The 17,795-nt window shown below is 61.7% G+C and carries 12 protein-coding genes; 5 read left to right on the top strand and 7 right to left on the bottom strand.

What is annotated here, in order from left to right; translation table 11 throughout:
* Positions 1–86: 86 nt before the first annotated feature.
* From AC1DFR_RS17175 to AC1DFR_RS17205, 7 genes are all read right to left on the bottom strand, one after another.
* Complete coding sequence (locus AC1DFR_RS17175) at positions 87–959, bottom strand: ATP-binding cassette domain-containing protein (RefSeq protein ID WP_476850986.1); 873 nt, start codon at positions 957–959, stop codon at positions 87–89.
* Complete coding sequence (locus AC1DFR_RS17180; protein ID WP_476850985.1) at positions 956–2,794, bottom strand: dipeptide/oligopeptide/nickel ABC transporter permease/ATP-binding protein; 1,839 nt, start codon at positions 2,792–2,794, stop codon at positions 956–958. The genes AC1DFR_RS17175 and AC1DFR_RS17180 overlap by 4 nt, the downstream gene beginning before the upstream one ends.
* Positions 2,791–3,732: an ABC transporter permease gene (locus AC1DFR_RS17185; protein WP_476850984.1), complete on the bottom strand. Its 942-nt coding sequence runs from the start codon at positions 3,730–3,732 to the stop codon at positions 2,791–2,793. The genes AC1DFR_RS17180 and AC1DFR_RS17185 overlap by 4 nt, the downstream gene beginning before the upstream one ends.
* Before the next feature lie 74 nt (positions 3,733–3,806).
* A complete protein-coding gene (locus AC1DFR_RS17190) occupies positions 3,807–5,330 on the bottom strand; it encodes an ABC transporter substrate-binding protein (RefSeq protein ID WP_476873987.1) in 1,524 nt (507 codons plus the stop codon).
* Positions 5,331–5,424: 94 nt separating this feature from the next.
* Positions 5,425–6,747, bottom strand: coding sequence for a C-glycoside deglycosidase beta subunit domain-containing protein (locus AC1DFR_RS17195; RefSeq protein ID WP_476856389.1), 1,323 nt, complete (start codon positions 6,745–6,747; stop codon positions 5,425–5,427).
* 4 nt (positions 6,748–6,751) lie between these two features.
* Positions 6,752–8,296, bottom strand: a complete 1,545-nt coding sequence (locus tag AC1DFR_RS17200) for a GMC oxidoreductase (RefSeq protein WP_476850981.1) — start codon at positions 8,294–8,296, stop codon at positions 6,752–6,754.
* Between the two features lie 207 nt (positions 8,297–8,503).
* On the bottom strand, positions 8,504–9,763 hold the full coding sequence (locus AC1DFR_RS17205; protein ID WP_476850980.1) for an ROK family transcriptional regulator: 1,260 nt from the start codon (positions 9,761–9,763) through the stop codon (positions 8,504–8,506).
* 86 nt (positions 9,764–9,849) lie between these two features.
* On the opposite strand from AC1DFR_RS17205, the gene AC1DFR_RS17210 reads away from it, so the two are divergent.
* From AC1DFR_RS17210 to AC1DFR_RS17230, 5 genes are all read left to right on the top strand, one after another.
* Entirely contained in the window at positions 9,850–11,673 is a 1,824-nt protein-coding gene (locus tag AC1DFR_RS17210) for a glycoside hydrolase family 3 protein (protein ID WP_476873988.1), read from the top strand.
* Entirely contained in the window at positions 11,673–12,704 is a 1,032-nt protein-coding gene (locus AC1DFR_RS17215; protein ID WP_476850978.1) for a Gfo/Idh/MocA family protein, read from the top strand. Before AC1DFR_RS17210 ends, AC1DFR_RS17215 begins: the two co-directional genes overlap by 1 nt.
* A gap of 159 nt (positions 12,705–12,863) precedes the next feature.
* Positions 12,864–15,008 carry a glycoside hydrolase family 3 N-terminal domain-containing protein gene (locus tag AC1DFR_RS17220; protein WP_476850977.1) on the top strand — a complete coding sequence of 715 codons (2,145 nt, stop codon included), beginning with the start codon at positions 12,864–12,866 and terminating at the stop codon, positions 15,006–15,008.
* A 79-nt stretch (positions 15,009–15,087) separates the two neighbouring features.
* A complete protein-coding gene (locus tag AC1DFR_RS17225; RefSeq protein ID WP_476850976.1) occupies positions 15,088–16,779 on the top strand; it encodes a DUF5597 domain-containing protein in 1,692 nt (563 codons plus the stop codon).
* A 54-nt stretch (positions 16,780–16,833) separates the two neighbouring features.
* Positions 16,834–17,790 (top strand): alpha/beta hydrolase fold domain-containing protein, encoded by a 957-nt coding sequence (locus AC1DFR_RS17230; RefSeq protein WP_476856387.1) that lies wholly within the window; start codon positions 16,834–16,836, stop codon positions 17,788–17,790.
* The last annotated feature ends 5 nt before the right edge of the window (positions 17,791–17,795 follow it).

Here is a 17,795-nt window from a genome sequence, read left to right on the forward strand (position 1 = left end):
CGGGGTTCCTGCGCTGTCGAATCGGCGAAGGTGTTTCGGGACGGCATGAGTAATTCCTTGGGTCTTTGTCATGTGCGAGTGGGTGACTAGGCGCGGCTTGCGGCGCCGGCCTGGGCCAGCAGCAATTGCTGGCGCTCGCCCCGCCTCTGCGCCTGGCGCTTCGGATCCGGGACCGGTGCCGCGAGCAGCAGTCGCTGGGTGTAGGGGTGCCCGGGGCTTGAGGTGATGGTCTCAGCGTCACCCGTTTCGACAATTTCGCCGTTCTTCATGACGGCCACACGGTGACCAATGTGCCGGACCACCCCCAGGTCGTGGGTGACGAACAGATACGCGACGCCGGTCCGCTCTTGAATTTCTACAAAGAGGTCCAGCACCCTGGCTTGAGTTGAGAGATCGAGTGCACTGACAGGTTCGTCACATACGACGAGTTTCGGGTCCCGGCAAAGGGCGCGGGCGATCGCTACCCGCTGGCGTTGCCCGCCGGAGAACTCGCGGGGCAGGCGCTGGACGGCGTCTGCCGGCAGATGAACGTAGTCGAGCAGCTCCCGGACCCTGCGTTCGGCGTCGTGACGTGAGACCCCGGTCACCAGCAAGGGCTCGGTAAGGATGTCGTTGACAGTCAACGCCGGGTTCAGTGAGGTGTAGGGGTCCTGGAAAACAACTTGGATGTCCCGGCTGAGGGTGCGGCGTTCGGCTCCCTTGGCGTGCGAGATCGATTTTCCATTAAATCGGATGTCGCCACCGCTGACCGGGGCCAGACCTAGGACAGCCCTGCCCAGTGTGCTCTTGCCGGAACCGGATTCGCCCACCAGCCCAAGAGTCTCGCCCTGGGCAATAGTCAGGGAGATGCCATGCAGGGCCCGAAACGGTTTGCGGTTCCAACCTTTGCGGCCGAATTCGACCACAAGGTCATCGACTTCCAAGAGATTGGGGGCGCCGGGAACTGGTGTGCCGGTCATGATGCGATCTCCTGATCCATGTCAACATCGGCGGGATGAACTCGAGTTGGCGTCAACGGACGGCGGGCGGGAGCGTTTTCCAGCGTCGAATCGAGCAACATCCGCGTGTATTCGTGCTTCGGGCTGGCGAAAAGTTCCTCAGCGGAGGCGGCTTCGACGATCCTGCCCGAGCGCATGACGGCGACGGTGTCACAGAGGTCGGCGACGACGCCAAAGTTATGGGTAACCAACACCACAGCCATGCCTCGCTCCGCCTGCAGATCACGGATCAGATCCAGCACTTCCGCCTGCACGGTGACGTCCAGGGCTGTGGTGGGCTCGTCGGCGATGAGCAGGTCGGGGTCGCAGGAGACAGCTCCTGCGATCAAGACGCGCTGGGCCATGCCTCCGGAGATCTCGTGCGGGTAGGCGTTGAACACCCGATCCGGGTCGGTGATGCCGACGCGGGCCAGAAGTCTAAGGGCCTCTTGTTTGGCCTCTCTGGCAGAAATGCGCAGGTGATACCGCATGGGTTCGGTGAGCTGGAAACCGATCCTGTAGGACGGGTCCAGGTTGCTCATCGGTTCCTGCGGAATGTAGCCGATCCGGCTGCCACGCAGCCGGTTACGCTCATCGTCGGAGAGAGCATCGAGCTGATGGCCGTCAAACGCGAGGCTGCTGGCAGTTGTCGTGGCACCGGGCGACAGCAGTCCCAGTATGGCGAAGGCAGTTTGGGATTTACCTGACCCCGACTCCCCCACCAGCCCAAGCACCTCACCCTTCCGTACGGCCAAGGAGACGTCATTCACGACGACGGCCTCCCCCCCGTCCTGTTTGTCATAGGCGACGCGCAGTCCTTCCACGACCAGCAGGGCGCCTGGAATCTGCCGGGCGTCAGGCTCAGTGTGGGCAACTGCCGCCGTGCTGCGTGCCCGTTCGGTCCGCATGCGGCGCTGCCGGGGAGGGATGCTGATGCGGCCACCCAGGGCATCCCGCAAGGAATTGCCTAGGAGCGCGAAGACCATGATGGTCAGGACGATGGTCACTGTAGGCCAGACGAGCAGCCAGGGAGCGTTGAAAATGTTTTGCGAAGCATCGCTGAGCATGAGGCCCCAGCTGGCGCGGTCTGAAGTGCCAAGGCCCAGGAATGCGATCCCGGCCTCGATGCCGATACCGGCGGCGGCAACTTGCGATGCTTGGATGATGCTGGGAGCAATAACGACCGGCAGCACGTGCCTGCCCATGATTCGTGTATTCCCCAGGCCGGAGACGCGGGCGGCATCGATGTAGAGCTCCTCGCGAACCGCCCGCACCGAGCCGCGGACCAGTTGGAATGCCGCAGGGGCGATCAGGACACCAAACACTGCCAAAGCCAAAGGAGTGCTTCGCCCGACGCGGGCAAGGACCACGAGCAGGATCACTATGGCCGGCAGGGACATGAGGGCGTTGCTCACCCAGCTGCTGGTGGCATCAAACCATCCGCGGAAGTAGCCGGCCAAAATGCCCAAGGGGACGCCGATGCCGGTGCATACCGCCATGACAATAACGGCGCTGATCAGACTGGTACGGGCGCCGTGGAGGAGCTGCGCGAGGACGTCCCGTCCAACGCCGTCGGCGCCGAGCGGGTGGGCCGCCGTGAATGGCGGTGCCAAGGTATCCGCGAGCTTGCTGGTCATAGGATCCCCAGGGGACAGCAGCGGGGCGAACACCGCGGCAAGTGTGAGCACTCCCAGAACAGCAATGCAGATCACTGCCACCGGGTCGCGCAGCAGCCGGCGGAACAGGCCGTGCCTGGCGACGTTGGCTTCCTCGGTCAATACCGGTTGGGGGCCGCTGGCCATGATGTTCTCGCTCATGCAACACGCACCTTTGGGTTGAGCCAGCCTTGCACAAGGTCCAGCACGAGGTTGACGATGACGACCATGGTCACGGTCAGAAGGACAACGCCGAGGACAACCGGCAGGTCGCCCTGTCCCGCAGCCAGGCTGGCCTGGGTGCCGACTCCCGGGATATTGAAGACTTTTTCCACAACGACGGCTCCCGAGATCATGACAATAAACATGAGTGACAAAGTGGTCACCGCCGGTGGGGAGGCATTACGCAGAGCGTGACGGTACAGGACGCTTCGGGCCGGCAAACCGCGGGCGCGCAGCGTGCGGACATAGTCGTACTGAAGAACGTCCGTCATGGACCCGCGGATCTGCATGGCCACCGACGCGATTGCCCCCATGGCAAGAGCAACGACCGGAAGCACAATCGACGACAACCACTCAGTAGGTGAATTCGCGAACGGGATATAGCCTGTGGCGGGCAGAACCCCGAGCTGCACGGCAAGGACCAGTACGAGCACAAGGGACAGCAGGAAGCTTGGAATGGCTTGAACCAGGGTCGACACAACCTGCAGGAGGCGGTCGATGACCCCGCCACGAACGGCAGCGAGTACACCCAGGAGCGCCCCGAAAATGCTTGTGAGAAGTATGGCACCAAGAACCAGTGACAAGGTCATTGGCAGGGCTTGGGCGAGCAGTGCGGTGACCGGCTGGTTGTTGAACCATGAGCTGCCCAGGTCTCCCGTGGCGGCGCTTGAGATCCATTCGCCATAGCGGACAATGACCGGCCGATCCAACCCCAGCTCGTGGCGTTTGGCCTCGGCCTGGGCTGCGCTGGCAGCCTGACCGAGAATCTGCCGCACGGGGTCCTGCCCGGTGAGGTTCAGCAGGAAGAACGTGGCCGTAGCGATCACGAACAGCAGGGCAACGCCGGCGGCCAGCCTGCGCAGGATGAATAACAGCATTTTGTTGACTCCGATGTCATCATGGTGGTCCGAGGGTAGTGCCGGGCCCAATGTGAAGGCCCGGCACCCGTTACTCAGCTCGCCGGAGCGAAGTTCCAGATCGGCAGGGCAGTGGAGAACTTCTGTGGCTTGACGGTTACCTTCTTGCTGATGGCAAAGTCGTTGTTGGGCTGGATCCAAGGGGCGAACCATGCCTGATCCACCACGTACTCGTTCAGCTTCTTGAACGTCTGCACCTGCTGGTCTCCGGTTTCCTTCTGGGCCTGGCCGATCAGCGAAACCACCTTCGGATCTGAGACATGCAGGGTGTTCCACAGTGCCTCGGGCGCGAGAGCCAGCTGGGCGATGTCCCAGGAGCGGTGGCTGTCGAGGCCGAAGATTGCTGCCGGGTACTTTCCGCCCAGCAGGTCTGAGATGAAGGTCTGTCCGTTCACGGGTTCGTAGACGGGCGTGATTCCGATGGCTTTGAGGGCTTCAGTCGTCGCGGCCTGCTGCGCCGGGTAGATGGGGGAAACATCCGGCATCTTCAGCTCGAAGCCGTTGGGGTATCCCGCTTCAGCGAGCAGCTGCTTGGCCTTCGCGACGTCGTATGTGTACTTACCGTTGAGGGCTTCGTCGTATGCGGAACTGTCCGTGCTGAAGAGCTGCGCTGTGCTAGTCCCGGCACCCCCATAGGCCTGCTTCACGATTGCGTCGCGGTCGAAGGCGTAATTGATGGCCTGCCGGACGCGGACGTCAGCCAAGGCCGGCGCCAGCTTTCCTTCACGATCGAAAAGGAACAAACCGGAAGTCGTGTAGGCCGGGAGGGAGACAACATTGAGTCCAGCGGACTTGAGGCTTGCAACATCCTTGGATGGAACGACAGCAGAATCGATCTGCCCCGACCGCAAAGCATTCTCCATAGCGTTGTTGTCATTGAAGACTGTGATGTTGATGGTGTCGTAAGGGTACGACTTCTTGTCGCCCCAGTACGAGGTGTTGCGGGTGTAGACGTACTTGTTGCCGGCCTGGGTCTGGGCTTTGTCCAGCACGTAGGGGCCGGAGCCGACAGGTTCGGTCTTCAGGGATTCCTTGCCGACAGCGGCCGGGCTGGCCAGCATACCGGCGTTTCCGCCCAGGTTAGGGAGAAGGGAAGGATCAGGAGCGGTAAGGACGAGCTTCACATGGGTCGGATCAACCACATCAACGCTCTTGAGGTCCCTCAGCTGCCCTCCGGCCTCACCGGTGCCCTTCTTGGCGGCCTCCAGGCCGGTCTTGACGGCCGCTGCGTCGAGCTTCGTGCCGTCGGTGAAAGTAATACCGTCGCGGAGGGTCATGCTTAGCGTGGTCTGGGTGGCGTCGTAGCTCCAGTCGGTAGCCACGTTCGGGGTCGGTTCTCCGTTTTCGTCGTTGCGCAGCAGCGAGTCATAGACGGGTTGCAGATACTGGGAGTTGGGCCCGGTGCCGAAGTTGCCGGGTGCGAAGCTGTCCGGCGCCGCGATCTGGGACAGCGACAGGGTTGTTGGCTGGGAGCTGGCTGACGAACTTCCGCCGGCACATCCGGTCGCGTTGGTGAGCAAGGCTGCGGCGGTTGCCGCCGCGATAAGGTACTTACGCATGTTTCTCCTGTTGGGAATGGGATTGAAGCGCCGTCCATTGAGTGGCGCCCAGCCACCTCGCGACCGAGGCGGCTCTATGCGACAGATGGTTTGTTTATCGTGTCAAACCACTGGTGAGGGCGTCGTTGGCCTTGGCCGTTTGTAGCTGTCGCATCAAAGCGTGCTGTCGTCGGACCTGGTCGCGGCCCCTGTAGGGTTCACGCCGGCCCTCGTATTCGCTGGAGAGCCAGCCGCTCCAGCCGGATTCCACAAGAGTGGAAACAATCTCTGCCCACGGAATGTGCAGGTCCCGAAGATCGTCGTCAATCTCAAAGAACTTTGTCTGGATGAAGTGCACGTGGGGAAGCACCTCGATCAGGTCCGACATCGGAACGGCGAGCGGCTCCAAGTGGGCCGGCCTTTTCTTGCCCTCCTCGAATCCCTCATGGCCGTCATCTACGCCAGCGGTCTGGAAAATCCCGGTGTCCATCAGCAGCTTGAAATGCTGGGTTCCCGACTTCCCGATGAAGTCCAGGTACCCCTGTGTGACAGGGTGCTTGATCGGCGTAGGAGCATGGATCTCAGGTGAGATGACAACGTCCAGCTCCTGAGCCAAGTCCAGGGACCGTTCAACAGCTTCGGACCAGATCGGGTGTGGGTCCAATTGGAGGGATGTCACACCGAACTTGGGTCGAATCGAGGTAAAACCAAGCTGCTTTGCCATCTTTAGGTCCAGCTGGATCTGGGCCGCACCCTCGGATGCGCTCAGGTTGCGGTTGTGCCACATGTCGGTGTCAACCCAGGCGCCGTAGTTGGTCGGGGTCAGCCCGTACTTGGCCAGGAGCCCGTGCCAGTTGTCAATCCAGGCTGTGGACGGTGAGGGATAGCCCGGTACATTGGCTTCCCCGAGAATTTCGATACCGGTGGCTCCCATGTCTGCAATATCGGCAAAAACGTCCTCCAGGTCCATGGAGGTATAGATGTCACCCGAGTAGCTGTAGGTCGACACCCCATAGCGCAGGCTGCCCTGCGGCGCCGGCGGCACGATGACGGGCTTGGCAGTCGACTTGAACGGGGACCGGGCAACGTGCGGCGGGAAGTAGGGGCGCCGCAGGAAGACGGTAACCTCCAAGTCGTGGACTCCCGGATTGAGTCCGCCCGGTTTAGGGACTGTGATGGTAGCCGTCTCGTCCAGCTGCCAACGCACGTCCGTTGAGTTGCGTAGTTCATCAAGTGTGAAGTTTCGCCCCTGGAGGGTCCATGTGGGGACGTGATCCGGGATCTTCTCCCCGTCAATTGTTACTTCAACTCCGTCCAGCAGGCTGGCCGAGGTTCCCCTGTAATTTGGGTTGCGGAGCTGGAACTGGAAGCCGATGATGCGGCCGCCTTCGGTCACATTCCGGAACCCCCGCCCCTGGATGGTTTCCCTTTCAAGCATGTTGTCAGTTCCTGTCTGCGTTAAATTGGTTGGCGATTGAGTTGGCACCGGCTACCGCGAGTGCGACGGAGAGAAGTGTCGGGTTGCACGCGATCGAGGTCGGGATGACACCGTTGCCGGCCACGTAGAGGCCGCTCACTCCCCAGACCTCACCGGTTGGCCCGCAGACCGACGTACCGTCGGCGGACTGGCCCATGCGAGTTGTTCCTTGGTAATGGAGGGAAGCGCCTGGCGGGAAGGTGAGCGGTTCCTGGTTTAGAGGTTCTCCGAGTGCCTTAGCGGCCCGGCGGATTGCCTGGCGTGACGCCTCGATGGAGGCATGGTCCCGTTCGGTGAGTCGGTAGTGGATCCGCATGGCAGGCATTCCATAGGCGTCCTGCTCGTCGGCATCGAATTCGACCCGGTCGGCCTCCTGCAAGTCTTTTCCGCAGAACCAACCCAGGCCCACAATGCTTCCAGGTGCGGGGACATCGGCATCGGCCAGCGGAACAGGAGATGCATCCAGCTGCATGACCTGGCCGTGAAATGGCTCCTGATCGGTGAACGGCACCCAACTCACCCCGCTGTGCTGCAGGATCGTCGGCCGGTCCCCTGCGGGGCGCGGTTCTTCCGGCAATACGGCTACTTCATTCAACCGGACGGCGAAGACTGTCTGCGGCTGATCGTTTAGGTAACGCCCTAAGGCTTTGGGCCGAACACCGGAGGCCCACAGCAGCTGAGGGGTTCGCAGCGCATCGGCGGCCACAACGACCTTTGCAGCTCGGATCTCATGCTCGGTGCCGTCTTGCAGATCACGCACCAGCACGCCACGGACATGGCCGTCTTCCACCAGCGCCCGGGTCACAAGGGCTTCGGGAAAGAGACTGAAGTTCGGGTTGTTCCGGGTTTCCTCCCCGAAAACAATGTCGGCACCGGACCACGTGATGCGGCCGTCGTCATGCCGCATCACGGCCAGCGGCATGGGACGGACCCGACGGTCCTCGGCCCTGCCAGCATCCAAGGCATTGCCAAGCCGCTGCCGCACGTCCTTCGAGTACGGTGCGTCATCAAATGCGTTGTCGGCAACATGCAGTAAGCGCTCCGCTTCCTCCAGCAGTCCGTCCAGATTCTGGAGGAAGGGAATGCGTTCGCTCCCGCCTGGTCGGGGGCAGGCGCCGGTCCAGTGTGCGCCCATGCCGCCGACGTTTGACGACATCGCTGCACCGGGCATGCCGTCTTCGCCCGGCTGTTTGTAGCCCTTGGGGAGAAGGAAAGTGCCGGGGCGGACCATACGTGATCCGGTTCCGGCCGCAGTTGATGTGGAGCTTCCACTCGCTGCCGCGACGAGTGAGGGTAGCCCCTCCGATCGGCGTTGAGCCGTGGCCCTCTCGTGGATGTCGGCAATGTTCTTTACGTGAATTCCGGGAGGATCGGCGAGCAGCGGGCCGGCTTCGAAGCACGCAACGGTAGCGTCGGGGGCTTGTTCGCTCAGAATCCGGGCGTAGGCAGCTCCGCAGGGTCCACTGCCGATGATGGCCACATCCACTGCTCTGGGGAAACTTCTGGTCATGCCACTTACATCCAATCGAAATGGCTCATCCGGCGCCGATGATCGGCCGGAACGGCAGGTTCCTGGTGTGGCCCAAGCCACTTTGCTCCCGCTTATCTTCTACCGGTGTCCGGAAGAAGTCAACACCGGGATTCGGAAATGACAAGTCGGAGGCAAACAAAACGGCCCTGGGCGACTCGGCGTCCAGGGCCGTAGCTGGGAGGACGGCTAGGCCAGATGCGCCTCGACGAGCGCGTCCGACGAGCCGTGGCGCGATTCAAGCAATGCTGGCAGGTGCTCGCGCGAAAAGAGTTGACCTAGTGCAAGCTGCACGCCGCCCGCCACGCCGCCCGCTTCCTCATTGACCGCCGACAACTCAATCAGGAGATCAGCCGCGGATACCGGCAATAACCGCTCATGCACGGCCCGCCGGATTGGTTCCAGGACGTAGGAGCCCGCGCGTGCGAGACCTCCTCCGATGATCATGAGTTCGGGGGCAAAGAAGCTGACCAGTGTGGCCAAACTCCCGCCCAAAGAGGAGGCCGTCCGACGTAAAAGTTCGCGGGCAGCATCGTCCCCGCCTTCGGCCGCAAGCGTGATGTCCAGCGGGCGGATCTTGCCTGTTCGGCTTAGAATTTCGGCCAGCACAGGGCTCTGACCGCTCTCGGCCAACGTCTGGCCCTGCCGGCTCATCGCGGAGCCGCTGGCAAGCGCTTCGAGGCATCCGATCTTGCCGCAACGGCAGATGGCGATGCCTGCCTCCGCCACGGCCACGTGTCCAATGGCCCCTGCCAGCCCATGTGCTCCCCGGTAGAGTCTGCCGTCCACCACCAGTGCAGCAGCGATGCTGGCCCCCGCCCCGATATACAGCATTTGCTTTGCCGCCGCCGCTGCGGGATTGGCCCAGATCTCGCCGAGCGCCAGGAGGTTCACGCGGTTGTCAACCCATACCGGCGCCCCCCAGCGCGAGGCCAAATGCTGCCGCACAGGATAGCCATCCCACCCCGCCATCACTGGCACGGCCGCCGGTACGCCGGTGTCAAAGGCTACGGGGCCCGGCAGACCGGCACCCATCGCAAGCAGGGGGCCACTAATCCCTGGCGCAGTACTGACCTCTTCCACCAGCTCCGTAGCCTGATTGAGCACCGCCACGGGTCCGTCCGTGACATCGATCTGGACCTGTCGGGTGGAGCGGATTGTTCCCGACAGATCGGCCGCCGCAACGACGAGTTCGTTGGAGGCGACATCCACGGCAACGACGTATCCGGCGGCAGCATTTAATTTCAGTCGCTTCGGTGCTCGTCCGCCGGTAGAAGGACCGAGGCCCGCAGGATTCACGAGCCCGACGGATTCCAACTCGGCCACCCGTTCTGCGACCACGCTGCGCCCTAGTCCGGAGCGGTCAGCCAAGGCGGGCTGGGTTATCCCTGCCTCGCTGCGGATGGCATCAAGAACGGCCGCCATGCCGGAATAACGGTCAATCGGCATTAATTTTCCTTCCATAGCGGAGAGCAATCTCCGAACCGTAGTATATCCTTTCGACGGTGACCGGAAGAAGTGTCAAAGGAGAGCTCATGTCGCGAGAAACAGTGACCACCCTGGAAGGCGTCGCCTACCGGGACCTCAATGGCAATGGCGTGATGGATCCCTACGAGGACCCTCGCTTGACCCCGGAGGAGCGGGTCGCGGATCTCCTACCCCGACTCTCAGCCGAAGAAAAGGCCGGACTGCTCTTCCACACAGTGCTGCCGGCCGGCAAACCGGGCGATCTCGATACACCAGGACCCTTTGGACCGGAGACACCTCGAGACGTTATCTCCGGGAAGCTGGTGAATCACTTCAATGCCCACACCCTGCCATCACCGCGCGAGGCGGCCAGATGGCAGAATGCGCTCCAGGAATTAGCCGCCAGCACGCCTCATGGCATCCCCATCACCTTCTCCAGCGACCCTCGTCATGGGTTCGCCGACAACGTCGGGATGGCGCTGGCCCCGGGCTCCATGTCCCAATGGCCCGAACCACTCGGCTTGGCCGCCATCGGTGACCCTGAACTACTCGTTCAGGAATTCGGTGACATTGTGCGTCGTGAGTATCTGGCCGTCGGGATCAGGGCTGCCCTGCACCCGCAAGTTGATCTTGCAACCGAACCGCGATGGGCCCGTCAAGCCCAAACGTTCGGGCAGGACGCCGGTGCCGTCTGTGCCATGGTCGCGTCTTACCTCCGGGGCCTTCAGGGTCAGAAAGTAGGTGCGGACAGCATTGCCTGCACAACGAAGCACTTTCCCGGAGGCGGAGCCCAGAAGGACGGCGAGGATCCGCATTTCCCATATGGCCGAGAACAGGTCTACCCGGGAGACCAGTTCCAGGAACACCTCGCCCCGTTCCGTGCTGCCATCGATGCAGGAACAAGCGCGATCATGCCGTACTACAGTTTGCCCGCGGGACTGGAGCTGGATGGACAACCCGTCGAGGAAGTCGCGTTCGGCTTCAACCACCGTATTATCACGGGCCTGCTGCGTGAGGAACTCGGATTCGACGGAGTGGTCCTCACCGACTGGGGCCTCATCACCGACCTTGAGGTGTTCGGACTCCCCTTCCCGGCCAAGGCATGGGGCGTGGAGCACCTCTCCCCCGCGGAACGGCTCGATGCACTGCTTCGCGCCGGTGCCGATCAAATGGGAGGTGAAATGCGGACGGACCTTCTACTCGAGCTCCTCAAACAGGGCACCATCACTGAGGAGCGGCTCGATGAATCCGTCCGGCGCGTACTCCTGGTCAAATTCCAACTCGGACTGTTCGATAACCCGTTCGTGGACGAGGACGAAGCTGAGCGCGTCGTGGGCGCCGCCGAGTTCCAGGAAAAGGGCCATCGTGCCCAGGCGGAAGCTATGACGGTTCTCAAAAACGAAGCCATTCTTCCCCTTGCAGCAGGCCTGCACCTTTACATTGAAGGAGTTGATCCAGCGGTCGCCGCCCGATACGGAACAGTCGTGAGCGACCCGGCGCAGGCAGACGTCGCGGTGGTTCGCCTCAAGGCACCCTTTGAACCCCGGAATACCTACTTCCTCGAAGCCATGACACACCAGGGATCCCTCGACTTCCCTGCTGCGGTCATCGAGCACATTACTTCCCTTGCTGCCACAGTCCCGGTGGTATTGGACGTGTACTTGGATCGGCCAGCCATTCTGACGCCGTTCGACGACGCTGTTACCGCCCTAGTAGCCAACTTCGGGGCATCCGACGCGGCGTTGTTCGATGGCCTCACGGGAAGGATCGCACACCGCGGAAGCCTGCCCTTTGAACTGCCGCGGTCGATGGACGCCGTCCGGGCAAGCCGGCCCGACGTCGCATCAGACACCGCGGAGCCGCTGTACGTCTACGGTTCCGGGATCAGTTGATGAAGATGGATAAAGCAGACATCAGATGGGGGCTCGCCGGCACGGGAGCAATCGCCCGGGAGTTTGCGCACGCGTTGAAGGAAGTGCCCGGCGCGTCACTCGCAGCCGCAGCATCCAGAAATCAGCTCTCTTCGGCTAGGTTTTGCTCCGAGTTCGACGTCCCACAGCATCATGGGTCGTTTCAGGAACTAGCGGAAGACGACGCCATCGACGCCGTCTACCTGTCCACGCCGGCCGGGCTTCACCATGCCCACGCCACGTTGTTCATGGAGTCCGGCAAACACGTCCTGGTCGAGAAACCCTTCACTCTCAACCACGCCGAGGCTCTGGACTTGGCCCGGACCGCCCAGCGAACCGGAACGGCCCTGATGGAGGCCATGTGGACGCGCTTTCTGCCGGCCTACGTGGAGCTTCGGCGCTTGGTCGATGACGGAGCCATCGGCGAAGTGCGATCGGTGGAAGCCTCCTTTGGATTTCCAATTCCGGACTCGGGCCCGCAGGGCCGGCCAAGGTTGCATGACCCTGCGCTAGGCGGAGGAAGCCTTCTTGAACTGGGCGTCTATCCTGTTCAGCTCACGCACTGGCTGCTCGGCAACGAACCGTCCGTTGCAGCCGTTGGCCACTACAGTTCCAGTGGCGTAGACCTGGACACGGCAGCGCTCCTGTCCTACCCCACGGGAGGCACGGGGATCGTCAAGTCTTCCATTCGGACGCCCCTTCCGAATGATGCACGCGTCCTGGGAACCGAGGGATTCATTCAACTGCCGGCCCCGCACCACTGTCCCGACCGCATAACCGTTTTGCGCTACAACCGCTCCGGTCCCGGCGTGCTGGAGCCCCGTACCATGCCCGCGCCAATCGAAGGGAGCGGGCTTAGATACGAGATTCTCGAGTTCCAAACGCTCTTGAGGACCGGCCAGTCGCAGAGTTCTGTGATGCCGCTGAATGACACCCTCGCCATCATGCACACCCTGGATCTCATCCGGGATAAGACTCGATCCCAAGGGCGGATGGAACCAGCCGGGGCATGATCCCGATCATCGTCTCAACCACACCCATGGACCACCGACCCCTATAGGGCATCTCGCATTCTCGTTGATGAGGTGTAGGCCCACTTGCGACAAACAGCGTTTGCTGGAAGGACCGGAAACTTGGAACCACAATTGCAGCCAGAGCAAATCCTCGCCTCGATGACGTATGCCGAGAAGCTGGCCCAGCTTCAAATCGTTTGGAGGCCCGATCCAGCCGATGCCGGAAACCTCGCACGGACGGGTGCCGGGGCTCTCTTCTGGCCCGCCACAGCGGAGGCAACGAACGCCCTCCAACGGCAGGCCATAGAGGAGAGCCCGCATGGCATTCCACTTCTTATCGGCTTGGACGTCGTTCATGGCCAATTCACTATTTTTCCCACGCCCCTGGCACAAGCCGCCAGCTTCGACCCAGAGGTTGCAGCCGCCGACTCACGCTTTTCTGCCGCGGAGGCCCGGTCCACCGGAGTCAACTGGACTTTTTCACCGATGATCGACGTCTCCCGTGACCCGCGATGGGGACGCGTGGTCGAAGGCTTTGGCGAGGATCCCTATCTCAACGCCATCCTTGGGGAAGTCAAAATCCGGGGCTACCAAGGCGACGACCTCTCCTCGGGAAGCTCCATTGCCGCCTGCGCCAAACACTTCGTTGGCTACAGCGCGGCCGAAGGAGGACGGGACTACAACACCACGGACATCTCCGTTCAGCGGCTTCGCAACGTGTATCTGGAACCGTTCAGAGTTGCGGTTGAGGCGGGAGTCGCCAGTATCATGGCGAGCTTCAACGCGGTGTCGGGCGTTCCCATGCACGCCAACCGGCAGATGCTCACCGACGTCTTGAAGACGGAGTGGGGACATGCCGGCATTGTGGTCGCGGACGCAGGTGGCGTAGGCGAACTCATAGAGCATGGTGTCGCAACCTCGCCGGCGGACGCGGGACGACTGGCTCTTTCGGCCGGGCTGGACGTGGAGATGGGTGGCTCTCTGCTGGTAGACGGTGAGCCAATCATCCAAGAAGGCGAGCTGGACAGCGCACGCCTGGACGATGCCGTACTTCGCGTGCTTCGCCTCAAGCAGGCTCTTGGCCTTTTCGAGAACCCTTACGTCGACGAACAGACGGCCGCGACCGGCCCTACCGAAGCCTCGCTGTCGGCAGCGAGAACCACAGCCGCACGCTGCACGGTTCTACTGAAGAACGACGGGCCCGTCCTCCCTTTGGCTGCACAGGGACAACGCGTGCTAGTAGTGGGTCCCTACTCCGAAAGCAAGGACCACCTCGGCGCATGGGTGCAATTCTTCGCTTCCCCAACCACGACCTCCATATTCGAATCCCTGGAGACGGCACTACCCGACTCCGAGATCACGACACTCCCGGGTGCAAGATTCTTCGACTCCGACCCTGCCTTGCAGGCAGAAGCAGCAAAGGCCGCTGTTGAGGCAGACGTGGTCATAATCGCTGTAGGTGAACCCAGTTCGATCTCTGGCGAGGCCAGCTCACGCAGTTCATTGGACCTCCCCGGCGATCAGACCGAGTTGATCAGGGCTGTCGCGCAGACAGGCACCCCCTTCGCCGTGGTCTTAATGACGGGACGCCCGCTCGTGGTCAGTGACTGGATCGATGACTGTCCTTCCCTGCTCGTGGCATGGCACCTGGGCACCGAGGCCGGGGCCGCGATTTCCGATGTTCTCACCGGTGCTGTTAATCCCGGTGGAAAGCTCCCGATGTCCTTTCCCCGTTCCGTGGGTCAAATTCCCATCTATTACAACCACGAGTCAACAGGGCGGCCGGCCCGGTCGGGAGGAAGTCTTGCTGACAAGCGGCCCGACGTCGGGCTGACCGGGCCTAACAACACCGATGACTACTACAAGTCGAAGTACCTGGACTTGAAGCTAGGGCCACAATTCGGCTTTGGGACTGGGCTCAGCTATACGTCGTTCGAGCTGGAGGCATCGCCCGATCAGGCACTTTCGGTCACGCTGGATGAGCTTAGAGACGGAGCGAGACTTTCTTTCACCACGGCCGTTCGCAACACCGGGACTAAAGATGGCGACGAAGTGGTCCAGTTGTACGTCTCGGACCTCGTGGCAAGCGTGACCCAGCCTGTCAAACGGTTGCGAGGCTTTAACCGGATCTTCGTACCTGCCGGACAAGAACGACATGTGTCACTAACAGTCGGCTTTGATGATCTCGGATTCTGGACCAACGATCCCCACACCGGATACATCGTGGAGCCAGGCGAGTTCCGTATAGAGATTGGCGACGGCGTCTCCTCCCAAGGATTCAGCCTTACAGTCACTCCCTCCTGACATAAAAAGCCCCAGAGGTCATTGGAACCCTGATATACCCGCAGCTTTCCGGACAAACAAACAACGAGGATCAATCACCATGTCAAACCCGAACACCGCAGTACAGGAAGAAGTAACCCCTCGACCAGGAGTAGATGCACCGAACCTCCCGCGCCTGGAGCGAATTGGCAACCACACCCGGCTCATCGTTGACGAGAAGCCTTTTCTCTGCATCGGAGGGGAACTTCATAATTCAAGCGCATCCGATCGGAACTACATGTCCCCTATCTGGGACAAACTGGCAACGGCCGGCATTAACTCCGTTATCGCTCCTGTGTCATGGGAACAAGTCGAACCGGTGGAAGGACAACTCGACTTTTCGATCGTGGACGGGTTGGTGGAAGACGCCCGGTCCAACGGCGTCCGACTGGTATTGATTTGGTTTGGGGCGTTCAAGAATGCTTCCTCCACTTATGCCCCCAGCTGGGTGCGTGCCGACCGGGAACGCTTCCCACGAGCGGAGAGGGGCGTCAAACCCCTGAAGACGCCCTTCTCCTATCCCGGATCCATGCCTAGGCCAAGTCTGTCCGTCTTCTCGCGCAACCTGTTTGAAGCGGACCGGACTGCTTACACGGCCTTCATGAAGCATGTGGCGATGATCGATCCGGACCATACAGTCATCATGGTCCAGGTTGAAAACGAAGTGGGTCTGTTGGGAGCAGGAAGGGACCGCAACGCGCTGGCCGAGTCCGCCTGGAATGCACCGCTCCCCGAGGAACTCATTGCTGCGGTTTCCGATGCACCGGAATCATTTGACCCGCAATTTGTGCAGGTCCTCGGCGCAAATCCAGACCCTAGCATGAGCTGGGCAGACCATTTCGGCGATGACGACCCCGTTGCTGAGGAGACATTCATGGCCTGGGGATTCGCATCCTTTGTGGGAGGCTTGGCGGCTGCCGGAAAAGAGATCCTGCCACTCCCTGCATACGCGAACGCTTGGCTTGGACCCCAACGCGGGCAGGACCTGCCCGGCCAGTACCCCAGCGGGGGACCGACCGCCCGTATGATCCCGGTGTGGCGGGCCGCGGCTCCCGCCATCGACTTCCTGGCACCCGATATTTACGTTCCCAACTCTGCAGAAGTCATGCGGCAGTACGCCTCCGACCTTAACCCGTTGTTCATTCCTGAAGCCCGCTTCCGCGCCGGAGATGCGTTTTTGGCGATCGGCGGCTTTGGAGGTTTCGGCTACAACGTCTTCGGTGTAGAAGAAGGCAGGGAAGGCAACCAGTTCAGCACGGCCTGCGGGATCATGACTTCCCTCACGCCGGAAATTGCCGATGCCCAGCGCGATGGACGGATCTTCGGTTTCGCCCTTGACCAGGACGAGGATTCCATCAGCGCTGAGCTGGTCGGCACTGCCATCAGTGTTCGCAACGCCAGGAAGCTCCTCGAAAACATGCTCCTGGACGCTGGCGTGAGGGTTCCACCGGCGCCGGAACTCCCCGGAGAAACGGTTGCCGCAACCCACGGTCCCACTCCCGGAGACGGCCGTCCGTTCGGGCTGGTCCTCGCCATCAACCCGGCTGAGTTCATCATCGTCGGCCAAGGCGCGCAGGTGGATTTCCACAAGCCAGGTGCTGACGTTGAGCTTGATTCAGTCCGGGAGCTGGTTATGACCGATACCGGGCTGCGGGAAGGACGGTACCTCAACGGGGACGAACGCCTCGAGATCCTTTCCGACAAGCACATCAGCGCCGTGAAGGTCCGTCTGCTGATCACCCCCAGCGAATAGTCACCAGCCCCTAAGACCAGCGAATAGTCACCAGCCCCTAAGAAAGGACCCCACATGCCGTTTCACCCCGACATCGCCGCCCGGCTCCCCTTACTGGGAGGCATCCCATCCTTGGAGGCCGCCCTCAGCGAGCCCTCAATGAGGGCGCAGATGGAAGCATTCGATGCCTATCCGGATGCGCCGCCCCCTCCGTATGCCCGGACTCGCATGGTCTTCGTTCCCGGCCACCACGGCCCAGTACCGGTGCGCATCTACACTCCTGAAGAACAACAAGACCATTCAGGACATGCATTGATCTGGATGCACGGAGGCGCGTTCCAATTCGGGGACCTCGACACGAACGAGGCAGACTGGACAGCCCGGCAGTTGGTTCACCGGGCATCCGCCACAGTCGTCAGCGTAGATTACAGACTGGCCGTTGACGGAGTCCGGTACCCAGTCCCCCTTGACGACGTCGTTGCCGCCATCCGATGGGTGCAAGCCAACACAACGGACTTGGGCATCACGTCACTTTCGGTGGGCGGAGCCAGTGCAGGTGCCAATTTGGCCGCAGCCGCTGCCCTGCGACTCCGGGACGAGGACAAGTGGGTACCCGAGCACCTTGTTCTGGTGTATCCCATGATGCACTTTGACCTCCCCCAACCTTCTGAGTCGCTTCGGCGCGCCTTGATGGAACTGCCAAGTGCCATGAAACTTACCCCAGATATGGCGCGTTCCGTGAAGGAAAGCTATCTGGGAACCGCAGACGACGTTGCAGTCCCGGGCTACGCAATGCCAGCCGGCGCAGAACTCAATGGACTCGGACCAACCCTTGTCCTGAACGCCGAATACGACGAACTCAGGGCGTCAGGAGAGGCCTTCAGCGCCCTACTTGCCGCCAGTGGCGTCGACGTCGAGCAAGTAAAGATCCCTGGTATGCTCCACGGCTTCCTGAACTTGCCCGCGGCATTTGCTCCTGTAAACGACGCACTAGAGCGGATCGCAGCAAGGCTACGACCACGGAGTCAGTGACGCCC

Source organism: Arthrobacter sp. 05T410 (assembly GCF_056396505.1).